The sequence below is a fragment of the Candidatus Enterococcus willemsii genome (genome assembly GCF_009933335.1).
Classification (GTDB): domain Bacteria; phylum Bacillota; class Bacilli; order Lactobacillales; family Enterococcaceae; genus Enterococcus_F; species Enterococcus_F willemsii.
In genome coordinates this window covers 34,099-53,669 of sequence record NZ_MAEL01000031.1, presented here as the reverse complement: position 1 = coordinate 53,669, position 19,571 = coordinate 34,099, and the positions used below count along the sequence as shown (strand labels likewise).

18 protein-coding genes are annotated in these 19,571 nt (G+C 37.5%); 17 read left to right on the top strand and 1 reads right to left on the bottom strand.

All coding sequences use genetic code 11. The features are described 5' to 3' along the window. Positions 1–33: 33 nt before the first annotated feature. Positions 34–1,440 carry a TrkH family potassium uptake protein gene (locus BAU17_RS04320; protein WP_161901593.1) on the bottom strand — a complete coding sequence of 469 codons (1,407 nt, stop codon included), beginning with the start codon at positions 1,438–1,440 and terminating at the stop codon, positions 34–36. Positions 1,441–1,589: 149 nt separating this feature from the next. On the opposite strand from BAU17_RS04320, the gene BAU17_RS04315 reads away from it, so the two are divergent. The 17 genes from BAU17_RS04315 (at position 1,590) to glyA (ending at position 19,441) form a co-directional block, all read left to right on the top strand. Next, on the top strand, positions 1,590–2,318 hold the full coding sequence (locus BAU17_RS04315) for a hypothetical protein (protein ID WP_161901592.1): 729 nt from the start codon (positions 1,590–1,592) through the stop codon (positions 2,316–2,318). 69 nt (positions 2,319–2,387) lie between these two features. Further along, complete coding sequence (gene lepB, locus BAU17_RS04310; RefSeq protein ID WP_161901591.1) at positions 2,388–2,960, top strand: signal peptidase I; 573 nt, start codon at positions 2,388–2,390, stop codon at positions 2,958–2,960. A 310-nt stretch (positions 2,961–3,270) separates the two neighbouring features. Further along, complete coding sequence (locus BAU17_RS04305; RefSeq protein WP_161901590.1) at positions 3,271–4,107, top strand: MetQ/NlpA family ABC transporter substrate-binding protein; 837 nt, start codon at positions 3,271–3,273, stop codon at positions 4,105–4,107. Between the two features lie 17 nt (positions 4,108–4,124). Then, positions 4,125–5,702, top strand: a complete 1,578-nt coding sequence (locus BAU17_RS04300; RefSeq protein ID WP_161901688.1) for an ABC transporter substrate-binding protein — start codon at positions 4,125–4,127, stop codon at positions 5,700–5,702. Between the two features lie 70 nt (positions 5,703–5,772). Next, positions 5,773–6,729: an ABC transporter permease gene (locus BAU17_RS04295; RefSeq protein WP_161901589.1), complete on the top strand. Its 957-nt coding sequence runs from the start codon at positions 5,773–5,775 to the stop codon at positions 6,727–6,729. Between the two features lies 1 nt (position 6,730). Next, positions 6,731–7,561: an ABC transporter permease gene (locus tag BAU17_RS04290; RefSeq protein WP_161901588.1), complete on the top strand. Its 831-nt coding sequence runs from the start codon at positions 6,731–6,733 to the stop codon at positions 7,559–7,561. A gap of 3 nt (positions 7,562–7,564) precedes the next feature. Beyond that, positions 7,565–8,443 (top strand): ABC transporter ATP-binding protein, encoded by an 879-nt coding sequence (locus BAU17_RS04285; RefSeq protein ID WP_161901587.1) that lies wholly within the window; start codon positions 7,565–7,567, stop codon positions 8,441–8,443. Further along, complete coding sequence (locus tag BAU17_RS04280; protein ID WP_161901586.1) at positions 8,440–9,330, top strand: ATP-binding cassette domain-containing protein; 891 nt, start codon at positions 8,440–8,442, stop codon at positions 9,328–9,330. Before BAU17_RS04285 ends, BAU17_RS04280 begins: the two co-directional genes overlap by 4 nt. Then, complete coding sequence (locus BAU17_RS04275; protein ID WP_161901585.1) at positions 9,327–9,719, top strand: OsmC family protein; 393 nt, start codon at positions 9,327–9,329, stop codon at positions 9,717–9,719. The genes BAU17_RS04280 and BAU17_RS04275 overlap by 4 nt, the downstream gene beginning before the upstream one ends. 99 nt (positions 9,720–9,818) lie before the next feature. Next, entirely contained in the window at positions 9,819–11,567 is a 1,749-nt protein-coding gene (gene recQ / locus BAU17_RS04270) for a DNA helicase RecQ (RefSeq protein ID WP_161901584.1), read from the top strand. Positions 11,568–11,798: 231 nt separating this feature from the next. Beyond that, on the top strand, positions 11,799–13,175 hold the full coding sequence (locus BAU17_RS04265) for a CHAP domain-containing protein (RefSeq protein ID WP_161901583.1): 1,377 nt from the start codon (positions 11,799–11,801) through the stop codon (positions 13,173–13,175). 172 nt (positions 13,176–13,347) lie between these two features. Beyond that, a complete protein-coding gene (locus BAU17_RS04260; RefSeq protein WP_267913755.1) occupies positions 13,348–14,049 on the top strand; it encodes a TraX family protein in 702 nt (233 codons plus the stop codon). Positions 14,050–14,286: 237 nt separating this feature from the next. After that, a complete protein-coding gene (locus tag BAU17_RS04255; RefSeq protein ID WP_161901582.1) occupies positions 14,287–14,856 on the top strand; it encodes a thymidine kinase in 570 nt (189 codons plus the stop codon). A gap of 57 nt (positions 14,857–14,913) precedes the next feature. Beyond that, the gene (gene prfA / locus BAU17_RS04250) at positions 14,914–15,987 is read left to right on the top strand and encodes a peptide chain release factor 1 (protein WP_161901581.1); all 1,074 of its coding nucleotides are present in this window, start codon (positions 14,914–14,916) and stop codon (positions 15,985–15,987) included. Continuing rightward, positions 15,980–16,810, top strand: a complete 831-nt coding sequence (gene prmC / locus BAU17_RS04245; RefSeq protein WP_161901580.1) for a peptide chain release factor N(5)-glutamine methyltransferase — start codon at positions 15,980–15,982, stop codon at positions 16,808–16,810. The genes prfA and prmC overlap by 8 nt, the downstream gene beginning before the upstream one ends. A 199-nt stretch (positions 16,811–17,009) precedes the next feature. Then, complete coding sequence (locus BAU17_RS04240; protein WP_161901579.1) at positions 17,010–18,029, top strand: L-threonylcarbamoyladenylate synthase; 1,020 nt, start codon at positions 17,010–17,012, stop codon at positions 18,027–18,029. Positions 18,030–18,199: 170 nt separating this feature from the next. Next, entirely contained in the window at positions 18,200–19,441 is a 1,242-nt protein-coding gene (glyA, locus tag BAU17_RS04235) for a serine hydroxymethyltransferase (RefSeq protein WP_161901578.1), read from the top strand. Positions 19,442–19,571 lie beyond the last annotated feature (130 nt).

Below are 19,571 nucleotides of genomic sequence, written 5' to 3'. Positions count from 1 at the left end.
TCCACCTCTTTCAGTCAAAGAGGTGGATTTTATTTAGCCAATAATAATTTTTTCAGTTGGGTATTCGTAGCCTAAATCGCGTGTTTCTTTTGGTACAAAGAGAAGTAAGGTGTAAAGCATGCCAATTCGTCCAATAAACATTAATAAGGCAATCACTAATTTGCCTGTCACGGAGAGGCCTGCGGTAATGCCTAGGGACAAACCCGTTGTTCCAAAAGCCGAAGCAACTTCCACAATAATTGCAATTAGCGAGACATCTTCTGTGGCTGTTAAAAAGATGACACATGCAAAGCACATCAAAAGAGATAACATAAAGACCACAACCGATTTACGAACATCTTCGTCATCAATTTTCCGTCCGAAAATATTGATATGACTTTCACTCTTTAAGAAAGAAAAGAGATATAATCCAATGATGGCAACCGTGGTTGTTCGAACACCACCACCGACTGAACTAGGACTACAACCAATGAACATTAATAAAGAAAAAACAATTAAAGTGGTTACTTGAAATTCATTTAAATCATGGATTTGTAAGCCCGCATTTCTGGTTGTCATCGAGTAAAACATACTGTTAATCCACTGACCAACCGCTGTCATATCCTTGAACAAATGTCCTTTTTCTAAGAAAAAGATAGTTAAGGTTCCACCGATAAACAAGACGATAAATGCTAAGAACGCAATTTTAGAAAAGAGGGTAAAACGAAAAGGCAGCTGACGCTTTTCTTTAAAAAATTGAAATTTCACCCATTCTCGAAAGTCCATAATCGCTGGAAAACCAATACCACCAACGAAAATCAGGAACATGATACTAATTAAAAAGAGATAATCATTGGCAAAAGGTAAAATAGACTCTCCAGTCACGTCAAATCCAGAGTTAGTGACGGCGGAAATTGCCTGATAGAACCCATAAAAAATTGCATCTAGCCAATTGTCGTAATAGCCCATGGCTTTAAAGTAAATGGCGAAGATGCTACCACCAATTGCTTGAAACATTAAAATAATTGTGAATGTTGTTCGAATCATTCGCACAATTCCGCTAAGTCGTGGTTGGTTCATGTCAGTCATAATTAATTGACGTTGCTTTAATGAAATTTTTCGTCGAGATACGATAAAAAAGAAGGTAGAAATCATCATAATACCTAGTCCACCAATTTGAAAGAGGACTTCCAATAGTACGACCCCGCGTTCATTAAAGACTTCATCAATTGGAAATGTGGTTAGACCTGTGACGCTGATAGTGCTGATAGCCATAAAAAACATATCAATAAACGCAACGTGTGTACCTGGTTGTCTAAAAAAAGGCAAATAAAATAAAATTAGAGCTAATAAAGTCATCAAAATATAATAAGAGACGATAACTTGAATAGACGAAATGTTTCTTGCAAAGAAGGTTTTTCCTCGGCGTAATGTCAGACGTGTGAAGCGCCCAAAATTCATAAAATTATCCCCCGTCTAATAGTAGTAGTACCAGTATAGCAAAAAAAGAATGAAAGAACAGTAGGAATGCTAGAAAAGTCTAGCGGTTCTTTGAGAAAAATGCGGACTACGTTATACTAAAGAAATAATCGACTGAAAGGAGTGGGAAGATGTCAATTCTACATCAACAATTTGCAATTGATTTTGCTTGTTCGGAGGAGGTATTTACCAAAGAGAAGAATTTCTTTACAACGAATCACGCAACAATGGCTAGTCGGCGCAATGCACGAGAGTTTGGAGCAATTGTCTGTTACAATAACCAACTATTTGTACGAACGGAAAGCGAGCCGGTGACAGAAGCTTTACATAAAACCTTCAAAGATACTAGCGGTGCATGGTTTTTGGAATTTGAAAGTATTCAAAATTTAACAGACTTGTTGGCAAAATATCAATTGAAAATAGCTAAAATTCGACCATTCTTCATCCCAAAAGTGATTGGGACACCGCTAGTTGATTCACGCTTTCGCTTTTTATCTGAACAAGAAATTCCTATTTTCAAACAAGATAAACGTATCGTGAATGCATTTGAATATTTGCCTGAAGAACCGGATAAAATTGGCTATGGTTACTTTGATCCTACATTGAAAGCCATTGCTGGTGCGAACACAAATGGTGCGTATACTTGGGAGTTGGGAATAGAAATTTTATCTGATGATTTACGCGCAAAAGGAGTCGCGACAAAATTGATTCAAGGAATCACTACTCGCATTCAAGAAATGGAGCCAACGATTTTACCGATTTATTCGACAGCATGGTCACATAATCGTTCATTAAATGTAGCAATCCGTGCGGGTTATCAGATGGGCTGGTCAGAAGTAGTGATTGTAAGAGATAACTGAAACTTTTTCTTCTCACTACAAGCTGTGGTATAATGAATCAATCAAATGTATCTAAGGGAGAATCGACTGTTGAAAGAATTTTTTAAAAATTGGGGCGTTTTTCTTATCGCTGTTGCCTTATTAGTTGTGTTACGTTTGTTTGTCGTTGTCACGGTATCGGTTAAAGGCCATTCGATGGATCCTACATTAGCGGATGGGCAAAAATTAGTGACTTTCCAATTATCATCTATTGACCGTTTTGACATCATTACGACACAAGAGCCAGATGAACTAGATAAAATTGCTGTCAAGCGTGTGATTGGCATACCTGGTGATAAAGTTGAAATGAAAGATGATGTCTTAAGTATCAATGGTGAAGTTGTCGATGAACCTTACTTAAAAGAATTTAAAGAAGCTTTTGCAAAAGATAAGTTACAAACAGAATATAAGTATAATCAAAGTTTCCAAGCAGTAGCTGACCGAGCACTGACCTTTACCAATGATTTTTCCTATGAAGTACCGGAAGGAAAATATTTTGTTTTAGGAGATAATCGCTTGATTTCAAAAGATAGCCGAATTTTCGGTTTTGTTGATGAATCGATGATTAAAGGGGAAGTCTTTGTTCGTTATTGGCCATTAAAGGATATTGAGTGGCTGAATTAAGTAGATACCTATTTCGCTGTGTCGTGCAGTGAGGTAGGTATTTTTTTGTGTAATAGAAAAGATGTGGCGATAGAAATATTTGATATAGACATTACAGTGTGTAAACCAAAAATATTTATAAAGAAATAGAACAATCTCCTTAAAACGCTACACGTTTATTGAAAGCAAGATAGGGTAAGGAATAAACACATGGATGATTGTTTTTTCGATAGTTTTTTTCTATCACTAGTAGTTTGACTTCCTTATTCTAGCTAGGTATGATGCCAATAACTATCAGAATGAAAAGTAAGATGGAAAAGGGGAAACAAACATGAAAAGAGGTTGGAAAAAAGCAATTACAAGTGTTTTAACAGTCAGTGCTGTTATCTTATTAGGAGCTTGTGGTGCAAAGAAAGAAGCGGCGAATGAAACAGAGAAATCACAGACTGTCAAGCTAGGCGTTGTTGGTGAAAGTAACGAAGCTTGGGAACATGTTCAAAAAGAATTAAAAGAAAAAGAAAATATCGATTTAGAAATTGTTAAATTTACTGATTATCGTGGACCAATTACTTCTTTAGAAGATGGTTCAATTGATTTGCATTCTTCTTTAACAGAAATTTTTATGGATGAAGTCAATAAAGAAGGTGGGTTTTCAAATACTACAATCGCTTATACCACGTTAAATCCATTGGGTATTTTTTCAAATAAAATAGAAACAATTGATGAATTACAAGATGGTGCCACAGTAGCGCTTCCCAATGATGTGTCAAATGAGAGCCGTGCGTTATTGTTATTGCAGACAGCTGGTTTGATTAAATTAGATAAAGAAGCGGGTTTGTTACCAACAGTCAATGATGTTACTGAGAATCCTAAAAGCCTAAAATTTGAAATGTTAGATGCGAACCAAACGATTCGTGCGTTAGATGATGTTGACATTGCTTGTGTGAATAATAATGTAGCCGTTGATGCTGGGTTTATTCCAACTGAAACAGCGATTTATCTCGAACCTGTCGCAGATTCTTCTAAACCATATTACAATGTTATTGCTGTTCGTGAAGAAGATAAAGATAAAGAAATCTACAAAACAATTGTGAAATACTACCAAACAGATGAGGTCAAAGATATTATCGCTGACGTAACAAAAGGGTCAAGTGTCCCAGTTTGGTAATAGGAGGAAAATAGATGATGAAAAATTGGAAAAAAACAATACTACGTGCCAGTGTAGTTGTATTAGGATTAACGCTAGCTGCTTGCTCTTCGGGTGGAAATACAGAGAAATCATCTAGTGCTTCGCAACCAGCCGACAATTCAACTTTTACCTATGCAATTAGTGGGGATCCAACATCAACGAATCCGATTAATACGAGTGATCGTTGGGGATTAACAGTTACGAATATGATTTATTCACCTTTAGTGATTGTTGAAGGTGATGGGACAACGAAAAATGCGTTAGCGGAATCTGTTGAGCCAGCAGAAGACGGGCTATCGGTTACTGTTCACTTGAAGAAAGATGTTAAGTGGTCAGATGGTGAAGACTTTACAGCAGATGATGTTGTCTTTACCTATGAACAAAAAGTGAAAAAAGAAAATGGCAATGCCGACCAACTATGGGTAGGTGATGAACCAATCGCCATTGAAAAAGTCGATGATTATACGGTGAAATTTGTATTCCCTCAAGCCAGTGCGGCCGCAATTAATAATATCGCAACTGAAACATTCATTATCCCAGAACACGTCTTTAAAGATGTACCAGACTTCTCAGTCAATGAATTACCAGAAAAAGCGGTGGGAACTGGACCTTATAAGCTAGTTGAATATAAACGTGGTGAATATTTAACGTTTGAAGCCAATGAAAATTATTATGGCGGTGAGCCATCTATTAAAAATGTGACGCTACGTATTATTGAAAATGCTGATACAACTAAAGTCGCTTTGCAAAAAGGCGAAGTTGATGCAGCTGTCGTTTTACCAGCGGATGTGAAAGATTTGGATGACTCAAAGATTACAACTTATCCATATAGTGAAAATCGTGTCGGTTATTTAGGCTTAAATACAAAATCAGAAGCGTTACAAGATGTTAAAGTGCGTCAAGCAGTCTTGTTTGCATTGAATAAAGATGAGTTAAATCAAGCAGGCTATTTGGATAAAGAATATTACGAGCAACCTTATTCATTCTTACCACCAAACAATCCATATGCAACAGATGATGTTGAAAAATATGACACAAACGTTGAAAAATCAAAAGAACTATTAAAAGAAGCAAATGTTAGTGATTTAACCTTAAACCTAGCTTTTTCATCATCAGACCCTGTACAAACAGTCCAAGCAACCTTGATTCAACAGCAATTACAAAAAGCTGGTATTACGGTGAATTTAGAAGGTGGTGATAGTGCCGCTATCTTTGCAGAGTTAGATAAAGATGGTTCAACGAAATATAACCTCTTCTTAGGCGGTTATATTATGGGAAATGACCCAGATTTATATGGGGCACTATTTGAAACAGGAGGTAGTGCAAACTATTTCCAAACAGAAAATAAAGTAACCGATGAGTTATTTGCGAAAGCTGCGACTGAGTTAAATCCAGAGAAACGTCAAGCACTGTATGTTGAATTACAACAAGCCATTGCAGAAGATGCTCGTATTTATCCAATCGTTGATAACAAGAAAATTTTAGCTGTCAACAATCGTATAGGAAATGTGGAAGAAGCGGGTTTAATTCCAATTTATACGTTTGAAGATTTATCGAAGTTAACAATTAAGTAAAGCATTAAGCTGTGGTAAGGCTTTTATCACAGCTTCTTGTTTTGCTGTAAAAAGAAAGGAAGAACTGCGCGTGTTACGATACATTATTAAACGGATCTTACAAGCAATTCCACTATTATTCGTTATCTCGTTTATTGTGTTTTCTTTAATTCATTTGGCACCCTACGATGTCATTGATTCATTAAAAACGCCGAATATGTCACCTGATCAAGTTGCTTTGTTGCGAGAAAAATATGGTTTAGATGAACCGTTTTTGGTTCAGTATTTGACTTGGTTGGGAAATATTTTTAAAGGAGATTTTGGGTATTCGCTTGTTTCTCAACGTAGTATTGCTGGGGAATTAGGGGTACGGATTCCAAACACGATGAAATTGATTATTCCCGCTTATTTGACAGCTCTTGTCTTGGCAATTGCGCTGGGCTTATTAGCAGCTGCAAATAAAGGCAAATGGTTAGATCGTTTGATTGATGGTATTGCTTCATTAGGAATCGCTATTCCGACTTTTTGGTTTGCGATGATTTTAATCTACTTCCTAGGATATCGCTTTAATTTACTTCCGATCATTGGCATGCATACCGTGGGAACAACGGGAGACTTTCAAGATTTTCTAGTGCATTTTATTATGCCTTATTTAACATTAACGGTTGCTTTTTTCCCAGAGTTAACTCGTTATATTCGTTCATCGGCTATGCAGCAGACATCGGAAGATTATGTGACTGTCCAACGTGCATTTCATGCGACAAAAGGGCAGATTTTTCGTCGTCATATCAGTCGGAATGTCTTGATTCCAGTGGTAACACAAATTGGTTTAGCTCTACCGATGTTGGTCACAGGTGCAATTATTTCGGAAACAATTTTTGGTTGGCCAGGCGTCGGACCATATTTAACAAGCGCGACGAGAAGTTTAGATTATCCCGTGATTATGGCAATCATGTTGCTTTCAGCGACGTTAGTGATTTTAGGTAATTTATTATCAGATATTTTATATTCAGTGGTTGATCCACGCATTCGTAAAGGAGGGAAATAAAATGGCTCGTTTGAAATATTTAGGCAAAGGAATCATTTCTTCCCCGACTTATTTGTTGTCAACAATCTTTATTTTGTTATTGATTATTTTGTCCTTAGTAGCACCATTGATTCCGATTGATCCGAATGCGACAGATGTGACACAAATGTCTCAACCACCGAGCCTGACTCATTTATTTGGAACAGACGAAGTCGGACGTGACTATTTTATCCGTGTTGTTTATGGTGGTCGCGTATCGTTGATTGTAGGTGTTCTTGCCATGATTACTGCGACAACGATTGGGACTAGTGTGGGTTTGATTGCTGGTTATTTTGGTGGTTGGATTGACAATATTTTAATGCGGATGGTGGATGTTCTTTCTTCCATTCCATGGCTAGTTTTAGTAATTGTATTAAGTATTTTTTTGAAACCCGGCTTAGGAACGATTATTATTGTGATTGGCTGTTTTTCATGGATGAGTATTGCTCGGTTAATCCGAGGGGAAACCTTGGCAGCGAAAGAGCGTGAATATGTGTTATATGGGCAATTTATCGGGGAATCACCTTGGAAAATCATAGGTAAACATATTTTTCCCTCGGTATTACCGACGTTAATAGTGGCTGCGTCTGCCAGTATTTCGGGCGCAATTATGACGGAATCAGCATTGAGTTTTCTTGGTCTAGGGATTCAACCTCCAATGGCTTCATGGGGCAGTCTCTTACAGAATGCTCAAAATAGTTTACAACGTGCACCATATATGGCAATTTTACCAGGGTTATTTGTTGCGTTAACAATTTATTCCTTTAACAATATTGGTGATATGATTAAAGCAGTTGTCCAAAGGGAGGTGTAAACAATGACGGAAGAAATTTTGACGATGACGAATTTACATGTCACTATTCAAGCGAAAAAACATCCAGCATTACCGATTATAAAAGGCATTGATTTGCACATTCCAAAAGGAAAAGTGGTTGGTATTGTTGGTGAATCTGGTAGTGGCAAAAGTATTGCCATGAAAAGTCTGATGGATATTTTACCAGATAATGCCCATGCAACATTTGATCAATTTTTGTTTGCAGGGCAAGCAGTGACCGATGCGCAAAAAATCCCGCTTGCGATGATTTTTCAAGATCCGATGACGTCATTGAATCCCTTGCGGACAATTGGTTATCATTTGGTGGAAGTTATTTTGCGGCACCAAAAAATATCGAAAAAACAAGCACAACAACGAGCGATTGAAGAATTAGAAAAAGTCGGCATTCCTTTACCTGAAAAAAGAATGAAACAATTTCCACACGAGTTATCTGGTGGTATGCGTCAACGCGTAATGATTGCTATGGCATTATTAGCACAACCACAATTATTGATTGCTGATGAACCGACAACGGCTTTAGATGTGACTATTCAAGCGCAAATTTTAGCTTTGATGAAAGAATTGCAAACGAGCGAATCTTTATCTGTCATTTTAGTGACCCATGATTTTGGCGTCGTAGCAGGCATGTGTGATTTCGTTAATGTGATGTACCAAGGACGCATTGTTGAAAAAGGTACCGTGGAGGAAATCTTCTATCAAGCCCAACATCCTTATACAAAACAATTATTGGCAGCTGCTCATCTAGGTGATCGTGATGCACCATTACGTACGGTCAACGCTGATAGCTATGCTGACGAGCAAGTTGTGAAAAAAGAATTATCCGCAACACATCACGTTTGGTTGAAGGAGGGAAATGAATGACGAAAGAATTAATTCGTGTCGAACATGCAACAAAGGTCTTTCAATCCAAAAATTGGCGTGGGGCAGTGTCAGAAGTTCGAGCCGTTGATGATGTGAGCCTAACGATTTACAAGGGCGAGACGCTTGGGTTAGTAGGTGAATCCGGGAGTGGTAAAACAACATTAGGCCGAAGTGTGCTAAACTTAGAAAGTCTAACTGAAGGAACTGTTTTCTTTGAAGGCAAAGACTTGAGTAAACTAACGACTGCTGAGAAGAAAGCCATGTATCAAAAAATGCAAATTATTTTTCAAGATCCTTATTCTGCTTTAAATCCACGAATGACTGCGTTAGAATTGGTTATGGAACCATTGATGGCAGAAGATAAAAAAACTGCCCGAAAAAAAGCCGAGGAAATTTTAGCAATTGTGGGGATTTCTGGTGAAGCATTGGCTAAATTACCACGTGATTTTAGTGGGGGACAACGTCAACGAATTGGTATTGCTCGAGCAGTCGTAAATCAACCGGAATTTATTTTATGTGATGAACCGACATCGGCTTTAGATGTTTCGATTCAAGCACAGATTATTCAGTTGTTGTTAAAATTGCAACGAGAATTTGCGTTATCCTACTTGTTTATTTCGCATGATTTATCGGTCATTCGTCATATTTCCGATCGGATTGCGGTAATGTACCAAGGTAAATTAGTCGAACTGGCTCCGACGCAACAATTATTTGATAATCCACAACATGCGTATACGAAAAAATTGTTGGCTGCAGCACCAATTGCTGATCCGAAATTGGCCCGTGCAGCCATGATGAAAAAAGAAATTCAACAGCAAATCGAATGGTCAGATACATTTGAATGGCTTGAAGTGGGACCAGACCATTTCGTAAGGAGGAACAAATGACAATTGAAACATTTACCCTGATCCAAGGGAAGGAAAAAATTGAGCTACCTCATGAAACTGGCAATTGGGTGTTAGCTAGAGAACAAGGTTATTCACCTGTACAGATGCTTGTTTGTGCAGTAGCAGCTTGTGGTGGCTATGTCTATCAATCAGTCCTAGATAATTCACATATTCCGTATCAGTTTGAAAAAATCGAAGCAGACTATACACGTGACACGACACGTCGTGCAGAACCAATTCAATCCATTCAACTACGTTTTTACGTCAAAGTTGATGCCGAAATTCAAGAAAAAGCCCAACGTTGTCTCAAATTAGTTTCACCGAACTGTCCCGTTATCCAAAGTTTGGATCCAACCATTCAAGTGGAAGAAACTGTTTCATTTATCTAAATAAAATACGTCATTAATTGTTCAAAAGGAAAAAAAGACAATTAATGACGTATTTTTGTGTAGATTTCGGTATAATGGACGGGAAAGGTGTCGTGTTAAATGAGTAAAGTCATGCAGTTATTGGAAGAAAAGTTTGGCTATCAGACATTTCGTAAAGGCCAAGCAGAAATCATTGATAAAATTTTACGTCAAGAAGATGTTTTGGGAATTATGCCCACAGGTGGCGGAAAATCGATTTGTTACCAACTGCCAGCATTGATGTTAGATGGCTTAACATTAGTTGTCTCACCCTTGATTTCTCTGATGAAAGATCAAGTAGATAGCTTGAATGAGATGGGAATTTCGGCAACGTATATCAATAGTACCCTCCATTTTTCAGAAATTCAGCAACGTTTAGGGCAAGCAGCAAGAGGTAATGTGAAAATGCTGTATATAGCTCCGGAACGTTTGGAAACAGCAGATTTTCTAGAATTATTGCAACATGTAGAAATTGATTTAATTGCAGTAGATGAAGCGCATTGTATTTCGCAATGGGGACATGATTTTCGACCAAGTTATTTAAAATTAGCGGAAACCATTCGCTCGTTTACACAACGTCCAACTGTTGTTGCGTTAACCGCAACTGCGACCCCTCAAGTTGCTGAAGACATTTGTCATTTATTATCTATTCCAGCTGAAAATCAGATAAAAACGGGATTTGCTAGAGAAAATTTAGCATTCCAAGTAGTTAAAGAGCAAAAAGATATCTATCTGCTCGAGTATTTGAAAATGAATCAAGGCCAATCCGGCATTATTTATGCAAGTACCAGAAAAGAAGTAGAACGAATTTACCATTTATTGAAACATAAACAAATTGCCGTAGGACTTTATCATGGTGGGTTGAATGAGCAAGAACGTTCACGCAACCAAGAAGATTTCTTATTTGATAGGGTACAAGTCATGGTCGCGACCAACGCTTTTGGGATGGGGATTAACAAAAGTAATGTTCGTTTTGTTATCCATGCGCAAATTCCTGGAAATTTGGAATCGTATTACCAAGAAGCGGGGCGTGCAGGTCGTGATGGCTTGCCTAGTGAAGCCGTCTTATTGTATGCGGCTCAAGATTTACAAGTCCAACAATTTTTTATTGAACAATCCGAATCAAGCATTGATTACCAACAAAACGAGTATTTAAAGTTACGAGAAATGAGTCAGTATGCGCATACTCAAATGTGTTTGCAATGCTATATTTTACGTTATTTTGGTGAACAAGGGAAAGAGTGTGGACGTTGTAGCAATTGCTTGGATGACCGTGAATCCGTAGATATTACGTTGGATACGCAAAAAATTCTTTCTTGTGTGAAACGGATGGGGGAACGCTTTGGAAAGTCTTTAGTTGGCAAGGTGTTAACAGGTTCGAAAGATCAGAAAATTACCCAATGGCGTTTTGATCAACTTTCGACCTATGGTTTGATGAAAGATTGGACGCAAAAAGATGTGGTTCAATTAATTGATTATTTAACGGCTGAACAATACTTAACGCCTTCAGAAGGACAATATCCAGTTTTAACAATTTCAGCAGCAGGAATTGATGTGTTGTTGGGTAAACAGAAGGTCTTCCGCAAACAAGCAACTGTCAAGCAACTTGTAATGGACAATGAGTTGTTTGAAGAATTACGAGCATTGCGTTTATCTTTAGCGCAAGAACAAAATCTACCACCATACGTTATCTTTTCAGATAAAACTCTGCAAGAATTAGCTGAAAAGCAACCACAAACGTCATTAGAATTTTTACAAATTAAAGGTGTTGGACAAAATAAACTAGATAAATATGGCAAACAATTTTTAGAATTATTACAACAAAAGTAAATAAAAAAACGAAAATTTTTGTAAATGAAAAAATTTTCGTTTTTTTTATTTGTAAAATGATGGTTTCCTCTAAAATGAAAGCGCATTTCTTGTAAAATGAAACAATTTTGTAACATAATTTTTACCTCAGTGCATTATTCTTATGTTAGTATTTATCTGTCGCAAAAATTGAACGAACGAAAATTCTTTTTATAAATATAATTAAAACAGGGTAAACAGGAGGAACACAACTTGAAGAAACAATTCTTAGCAACATTAATGGTTAGTTCACTATTATTAACAACAATCGTTACACCAGTCGTAGCTGATACAATCGATGATCAAATCGAACAAAAAAATCAAACAATCAATGCGTTAAAAGGGCAACAAGCAAGCACGCAATCACAAATTGATGCATTGACAACGGAAATTGCTACTGTCAGCGAGAAGGTTTCTGCATTAGAAGCGAAACAAGTTGAGTTAGGTAAAGAAGCTGAAAAATTACAAGCTAAAATTGCTGACTTAAAACTACGTATTGCACAACGCGAAGAAATGATTGAAAAACAAGCACGTGACGTACAGGTGAATGGCGATAGCATGAATGTACTGGATGCCGTGTTAGAAGCTGAATCATTGTCAGATGCTATTGGTCGTGTTCAAGCAGTATCAACAATCGTTAATGCAAATAATGAATTGGTTCAACAACAAAAACAAGATCAACAAGCAGTGGAAGAAAGTATTAAAGAAAACGAGAGTAAAGTACAAGAAGCTGCAGCAACACAACAACAATTAGAAGCAGAAAAAAATGCAATTGCTGAAAAACAAGCAAGTTTAAATGTCTTAAAAGCTGATTTAGCTGCACAAGAAGCAACAGCTGAAGGCGATAAAGCAAAATTACAAAAGAAAAAAGAAGAAGCTGAAGCAGAAAAAGCTCGTGTATTAGCTGAACAACAAAAAGCAGCCGAACAAGCAAAAGTTGAAGAAGCTCAAGCGGCTGCAGTAGTGGATGCACCACAAACACAAACTGCGCCACAAGCAACAAAAAAATCAGCAACTAATGAAACAACAACTAGTCAAACAACTGAAGTAACTTCAAATTCAAATGCTACAACTGTTGAAAAAGAAGCACCAGTCGTGAAAGAAACACCAGTTGTTGAAACAAACAATACAAATTCATCATCAAATACAAATTCAGGTTCAAGTTCTTCGTCTAACAACAACCAAAGCAACAACTCATTCGGAAATAGTGCATCTGGCGGTGGTGTAGATCACTCTAACTCTGGCAATATGTATGCTTGGGGTCAATGTACTTGGTTTGTTAAAAACCGTGCGCCTTGGGTTGGTACGTATTGGGGAAATGGTGGTCAATGGGGAGCATCAGCGGCTGCTGATGGTTATACAGTAAATGGCACACCAGCTGCTGGATCAGTTGTCGTATTTGCTCCAGGACAATCTGTAGGTGGAACATGGACTGCTGATGGTACGTACGGTCACGTAGCTTACGTAGAGTCATATGATGCTGGAAGCAATACAATTACAATTTCTCAAGGCGGTATGGGATTCTCTAGCCCTGGCGGACCTAACACTGCAACAATGAGTGCATCTGGTTACACTTATATTCATCGTTAATCAAATCGAATTTATAGAAGGTAGGAAGTCTTTCATTGAAGGGTTTTCCTACCTTTTTTGATGTGACAAAACTGTTCGCTTTTTGTTATCTTATTCTATGGGAAAGTGTATGTGAGATTGCTATAGTAAAGAAAAAAGAAAGTAGGAGATTGTCATTTTTAACCGTACACAATTGAAATTATTCATGATGGCTTTAATGGTTTTAGATCATATCAGCCCTTTTATTTCGACTGAAACAGCAGCAATTTTCCACATGCTTACACGTTGCGTGGGTGTATTTTTTGCATACATGAGTATTGAAGGGTTACGTTATACCAGAAATCAAGAAAAGTATTTGGGGCGCTTGTGGATAGCGGGAGTGCTAATGCAAGGAGCGAATTTATTGCTTAATCAGTTCATATTTGCTAAAGAATATGCTGTGCATAATAATATTTTCTTAACGTTGGCTGTGGGGACTACTGTGCTGTATTTTATCCAGTACATGATACAAGCGACGAGTTGGCAGAAGAGAACTTTATACACTGTGGCAATGATTGTCATGTTGTTAATAGGCGTTTTTACAGAAGGCGGTATGGTCTTGTTACCGTTTATGATAATTTGCTATCTTTGTCGAGAAAAATTTATCTTACGCAACATTCTACTTGTGGTATTCGCTCTAGGACTGTTCTTTACTAGCTATGTAGACTATGGCAATTGGCACACAACATGGGTCATGTTAGGAATGAATTCAGATTTCCTATTTATAACCATTCTACCTATACTAGGGTTATATAATGGCAAGCCAGGCAATAATCATCCATCTATGAAAAGCTTATTTTATGTATTCTATCCATTACATTTATATTTGATTGCATTACTTGCTACTTTAAGTTAGGGGAAACCCTAGCTTTTTTTGTACCTAGGGAAATTAATATACGAAGAAATGTTGTTATATAGCATCTATAACTAAATATTAATGAGCGATTACCTAGGTATAGTAAGGGGAATTACCGTGTGATTTTTGTTTCTAGTAAGAAAATCTATTGAATAACAACATAGAAACAAATTTAATACTGTAAAAAAGTGCCATTTTCAAGTATACTAACAAATGGAATAGACGGAGGAGCAAGAGATGGCACAATTATTTTTTAAATATGGCGCAATGAATAGTGGAAAATCGATTGAGATTTTAAAAGTAGCGCACAATTATGAAGAGCAGAACAAACCTGTAGTTTTGATGACAAGTGGGTTAGATACACGTTCAGGAGTCGGTCAAGTTTCGAGTCGTATTGGATTAGAAGAAAAAGCCATTCCTATTTTTACTGAAACAGATGTGTTTGCTGTGATTCAAGAATTAGCATTTAAACCGTCTTGTGTACTGGTAGATGAATCACAATTTTTAACAAAAAAACATGTGTTGGCCTTTACGCGAGTTGTCGATGAATTAGGGATTCCTGTCATGGCGTTCGGTTTAAAGAATGACTTTCGAAATGAGTTATTTGAAGGCTCGAAATATTTATTGTTGTATGCAGATAAAATTGAAGAGATGAAAACAATTTGTTGGTTTTGTCATAAAAAAGCGACGATGAATTTACATTATATTGATGGCAAGCCAGTCTATGAAGGCGCTCAAGTCCAAATTGGCGGGAATGAAGCATATTACCCTGTCTGTCGACACCATTATTTTCATCCTGAAATTTAACTATGAATGATAAATGAGAAATTTTACTACATTATCAGAGGAAAAGGAGAACCAAGTATGTACGATCAGTTACAAGCAATTGAAGACCGTTATGAAGAACTAGGAGAATTATTAAGTGATCCAGCTGTCGTTTCTGATACAAAACGTTTTATGGAACTATCAAAAGAAGAAGCGAATACGCGCGAAACGGTTGCTGTTTACCGCCGCTATAAAGAAGTCGTTGAAGGGATTGCCGATGCAGAAGAAATGTTAGGTGAAAACTTAGATGATGAAATGGCAGAATTAGCCAAAGAAGAATTATCTGACTTGAAAAAAGAAAAAGATACGTTAGAAGAAGAAATTAAAATCTTATTATTACCAAAAGACCCAAATGATGATAAAAATATCATCATGGAAATTCGTGGTGCTGCAGGTGGTGACGAGGCAGCCTTATTTGCGGGTGACTTGTTTAACATGTATCAACGCTATGCTGAAAGCCAAGGATGGAAGACGGATGTATTGGAAGCAAACGTTACGGGAATTGGTGGTTACAAAGAAGTTATTATGATGATTAGTGGTGACAATGTCTTCTCTAAACTAAAATATGAAAGTGGCGCTCACCGCGTGCAACGCGTACCTTCAACAGAATCTCAAGGACGCATTCATACATCAACAGCGACAGTTGTTGTGATGCCTGAAGCAGAAGAAGTAGAAATTGATATTGCAGACAAAGATATTCGGACAGATATTTATCATGCATCTGGTGCAGGTGGACAGCACGTCAATAAAACAGCCTCTGCAGTACGTTTGACGCATTTACCTACTGGCATTGTTGTTGCCATGCAAGATGAACGTTCACAATTAAAAAACCGCGAAAAAGCGATGAAAGTTTTACGTGCTCGTGTGTATGATCAAATTCAACAAGAAGCACAAAGCGAGTACGATGCAAACCGTAAATCAGCAGTCGGAACAGGGGATCGTTCTGAGCGTATTCGTACCTATAATTTCCCACAAAACCGTGTCACAGACCATCGAATTGGTTTGACGATTCAAAAATTGGATCAAATTTTGGCTGGGAAATTAGATGAAATTGTTGATGCATTAATTATGTATGAACAAACATCGAAGTTAGAAGAGCTACAAAATGGCTAGAACATATCAAGAAGTCCTCTCAAGGGCTTCTTCTTTTTTAGAAGAGCAGGGCAAAGAAGGTTATGCTATCCAGTATCTTTTTTTGGCACGAAAAAATTGGAGCAAAACCGACTGGCTCTTAAATATGCGTCAGCCTATTTCAAAAGAAGAGGAACAACAAATTGAGCGTGACGTTGCTTTACTCATGCAAAACCATCCTCCGCAGTATTTAATAGGAACGGAAGAATTTTATGGACGACGTTTCAAAGTGAATCAACATACATTGATTCCACGTCCAGAAACAGAGGAATTAGTGGAGTTGTGTTTAACGAATTGTTCGAATGAAGCATTGCGTGTGGTTGATGTTGGAACAGGCACAGGTGCGATTGCTATTACCTTGAAATTAGAACGTCCAAAGTGGCAAGTCTCGGCAGTAGATATTTCACCAGAAGCATTACTAGTCGCTAAAGAAAATAAAGAAGCCTTAAAAGCAGCCGTCGATTTTTACCTAGGTGATACCTTGGCACCGATTGAAGGACCGATAGATGTCTTGATTTCTAATCCCCCCTATATTAGTGAATCAGAGTGGGAATACATGGATGAAAGTGTTCGCTTGTTTGAGCCGAAATTAGCCTTGTTTGCAGAAAATAATGGATTAGCTATTTATGAAAAACTAGCTCAAGAAGCGCAAGGCAAATTAAGTCCACAAGGCAAGATTTTTCTAGAAATAGGTTTTCAACAAGGTGAGGCAGTAAAAGAGATTTTTCAACAGGCGTTTCCCACAAAAATAGTAGAAATCCATCAAGACTTATCTGGGAAGGATCGAATGGTTGTTGTGTATTAGTTATCCACAGATTTGTGGATAATAATTGTTGATAAGTAGTAATAAAGCGGATAATACGTGCTAGAAAAGCATTTAAAACAAAATTAATTTATTCACAGGGTTATCCCCATTTTATAGAGAGGTTATCCACAAAATGTGCATAACTTTTAAAAAGTGTTGATAACTCGCTGAAAAATAATAGGAAAGGTGTGGATAAGCTGTGGAAACAAAGAAAATAGACACAAATATCAATGAGGCAATAGAAATATTGAAATCAGATGGTCTCGTTGCCTTTCCGACAGAAACAGTTTATGGATTGGGCGCAAATGCTTTATCAGAGACAGCAGTGAAGCGTGTATTTGCCGTGAAAGGAAGACCAAGCGATAATCCTCTGATTGTTCATGTAGCAGATTTTGAACAGGTTAAACAGTATGTCACGAATTTTCATCCGTTGACAGAAAAATTAGTGGATATGTACTGGCCAGGTCCGTTGACCTTAATTTTGGAACCAAAAGCGGGAATTTTTCCGTCAGTTGTCTCAGCGGGATTAAAAACTATTTCATTTCGTATGCCAAATAATACAAAAACATTAGCGTTGTTACGAGAAGCCAATCTGCCTTTGGTAGGACCGAGTGCGAATACTTCTGGTAGACCAAGTCCAACAAGCGCAGAACATGTCTATCATGATTTAAATGGAAAAATTGAAGGAATCTTGGATGATGGTTCTACATCAATTGGTGTCGAGTCAACGGTATTAGATATTAGTGATCCAACAAAGCCTCCAATGATTTTACGACCAGGAGCTATTACCAAAGAACAATTAGAAACAGATTTAGGAATCAAGATTGCTTTAGACAGCTATTTGATCAAAGAAAATGATACGCCAAAATCACCAGGGATGAAGTATAAACATTATTCACCAGAGACTAATGTCCTTATGGTACGTGAAGAAGATTGGCACAGAGCAGTAACTTATGCAAAAGAACGTCAACTAAAAGTTGGAGTGATGGCAGGACCGAGCGTGGCAGAAAAAGTACGGGCGGATACTGCGGCTGTTTTTATGTATCAAGATGACAGTGTTGAGGCAGCAACAAGAGGCTTATTTGCAGGTTTACGTGCGTTGGATGAACCGTTGTTAGACTTAGATTTGATTTTAGTTGCTACTTTCCCAGAAGAAAAACTTGGCGTAGCTTATATGAATCGCTTGAAAAAAGCTGCTGCTCAGCAATATTTTGATTAATAGAAGCCGCACTTTCAAACATTTTGAAAGTGTAGCTTTTTTATTGTTCGTATTTAAAGCACATTTCAACTTTTTTTTAGAAAATAAATCGTAAAAAGAGGAATTTTAAAGATTTATCAAAGCTCTTATGATACAATGCAATCATCAGAGTAAAGGGGTGTTTGTGTAGAATGGATTACAAAACGTTGGATAAAGAATTATGGACAGCTATTGAGAATGAAGCAGAACGTCAACAAAATAACTTGGAATTGATTGCTTCTGAGAATATTGTTTCAGAAGGTGTCATGGCTGCACAAGGAAGTATTTTAACAAATAAATATGCTGAAGGTTATCCAGGTCGTCGTTATTATGGTGGCTGTGAATTTGTTGATGTGGTAGAAAGTCTAGCAATCAATCGTGCGAAAGAAATTTTTGGTGCAAAATTTGCTAACGTTCAACCACATTCTGGTTCACAAGCGAATACAGCGGCATATCTTGCATTAGTGGAAGCGGGCGATACTATTTTAGGAATGGACCTTTCAGCAGGTGGACATTTAACGCATGGCTCTCCAGTAAACTTTAGTGGAAAAACATATAACTTTGTTAGCTATGGCGTAGATCCTTCAACTGAAGTGATTGATTATGAAGTCGTACGTATTTTGGCACGCAAACATCAGCCAAAATTGATTGTCGCAGGTGCAAGTGCTTATTCACGTACGATTGATTTTGCGAAATTTAGAGAAATCGCTGATGAAGTTGGTGCTAAATTAATGGTCGATATGGCGCATATTGCTGGTCTAGTGGCAGCTGGACTGCATCCAAATCCAGTTCCATATGCGGATATTACAACTTCTACTACACACAAAACACTACGTGGACCACGTGGAGGTTTAGTACTAACAAACAATGAAGAACTAGCTAAAAAAATCAATAGCAACGTCTTTCCTGGTATTCAAGGGGGACCGTTGGAGCATGTGATTGCCGGAAAAGCTATTTCATTTAAAGAGGCGCTTGATCCAAGCTTCAAAGACTACGCACAACAAGTGATTAAGAATGCGCAAGCTATGGCGAAAGTATTTAATCAGGCACCAAAAGCACGATTGGTTTCTGGAGCAACGGATAATCACTTATTGTTAATTGATGTCACTGGTTTTGAAATGACAGGGAAAGATGCGGAGCAATTACTAGATACGGTTAATATTACGGTTAATAAAAACTCTATCCCATTTGAAAGTTTAAGCCCATTTAAAACAAGCGGCATTCGGATTGGAACACCTGCAATCACTAGTCGTGGATTCGATGAAGACGATGCGGCAACGATTGCTCGCTTAATCGTGAAGGTGTTAGAAAATAAAGACGATGCAGCTGTTTTGACGGAAGTAAAAACGGCCGTCAAAGAACTGACCGATGCTCACCCACTTTACAATAAATAGGTACAAATTCATATTTCTAAAGAGCTATACAGCGCATGTGCTGCATGGCTCTTTTTTTATACCTGCTATTTTTGTATAAAAACGTCAAAAAACGGATAACAGCTAGACGAAAAATGGCGTAGTATTCCAT

Bases quoted from the DNA above. Each gene is read 5' to 3' on its own strand.
- BAU17_RS04320 (WP_161901593.1), bottom strand. From the start codon at position 1,440: ATGAATTTTGGGCGCTTCACACGTCTGACATTACGCCGAGGAAAAACC.
- BAU17_RS04315 (WP_161901592.1), top strand. From the start codon at position 1,590: ATGTCAATTCTACATCAACAATTTGCAATTGATTTTGCTTGTTCGGAG.
- BAU17_RS04305 (WP_161901590.1), top strand. From the start codon at position 3,271: ATGAAAAGAGGTTGGAAAAAAGCAATTACAAGTGTTTTAACAGTCAGT.
- BAU17_RS04300 (WP_161901688.1), top strand. From the start codon at position 4,125: ATGAAAAATTGGAAAAAAACAATACTACGTGCCAGTGTAGTTGTATTA.
- BAU17_RS04290 (WP_161901588.1), top strand. From the start codon at position 6,731: ATGGCTCGTTTGAAATATTTAGGCAAAGGAATCATTTCTTCCCCGACT.
- BAU17_RS04285 (WP_161901587.1), top strand. From the start codon at position 7,565: ATGACGGAAGAAATTTTGACGATGACGAATTTACATGTCACTATTCAA.
- BAU17_RS04280 (WP_161901586.1), top strand. From the start codon at position 8,440: ATGACGAAAGAATTAATTCGTGTCGAACATGCAACAAAGGTCTTTCAA.
- BAU17_RS04275 (WP_161901585.1), top strand. From the start codon at position 9,327: ATGACAATTGAAACATTTACCCTGATCCAAGGGAAGGAAAAAATTGAG.
- recQ (WP_161901584.1), top strand. From the start codon at position 9,819: ATGAGTAAAGTCATGCAGTTATTGGAAGAAAAGTTTGGCTATCAGACA.
- BAU17_RS04255 (WP_161901582.1), top strand. From the start codon at position 14,287: ATGGCACAATTATTTTTTAAATATGGCGCAATGAATAGTGGAAAATCG.
- prfA (WP_161901581.1), top strand. From the start codon at position 14,914: ATGTACGATCAGTTACAAGCAATTGAAGACCGTTATGAAGAACTAGGA.
- prmC (WP_161901580.1), top strand. From the start codon at position 15,980: ATGGCTAGAACATATCAAGAAGTCCTCTCAAGGGCTTCTTCTTTTTTA.
- glyA (WP_161901578.1), top strand. From the start codon at position 18,200: ATGGATTACAAAACGTTGGATAAAGAATTATGGACAGCTATTGAGAAT.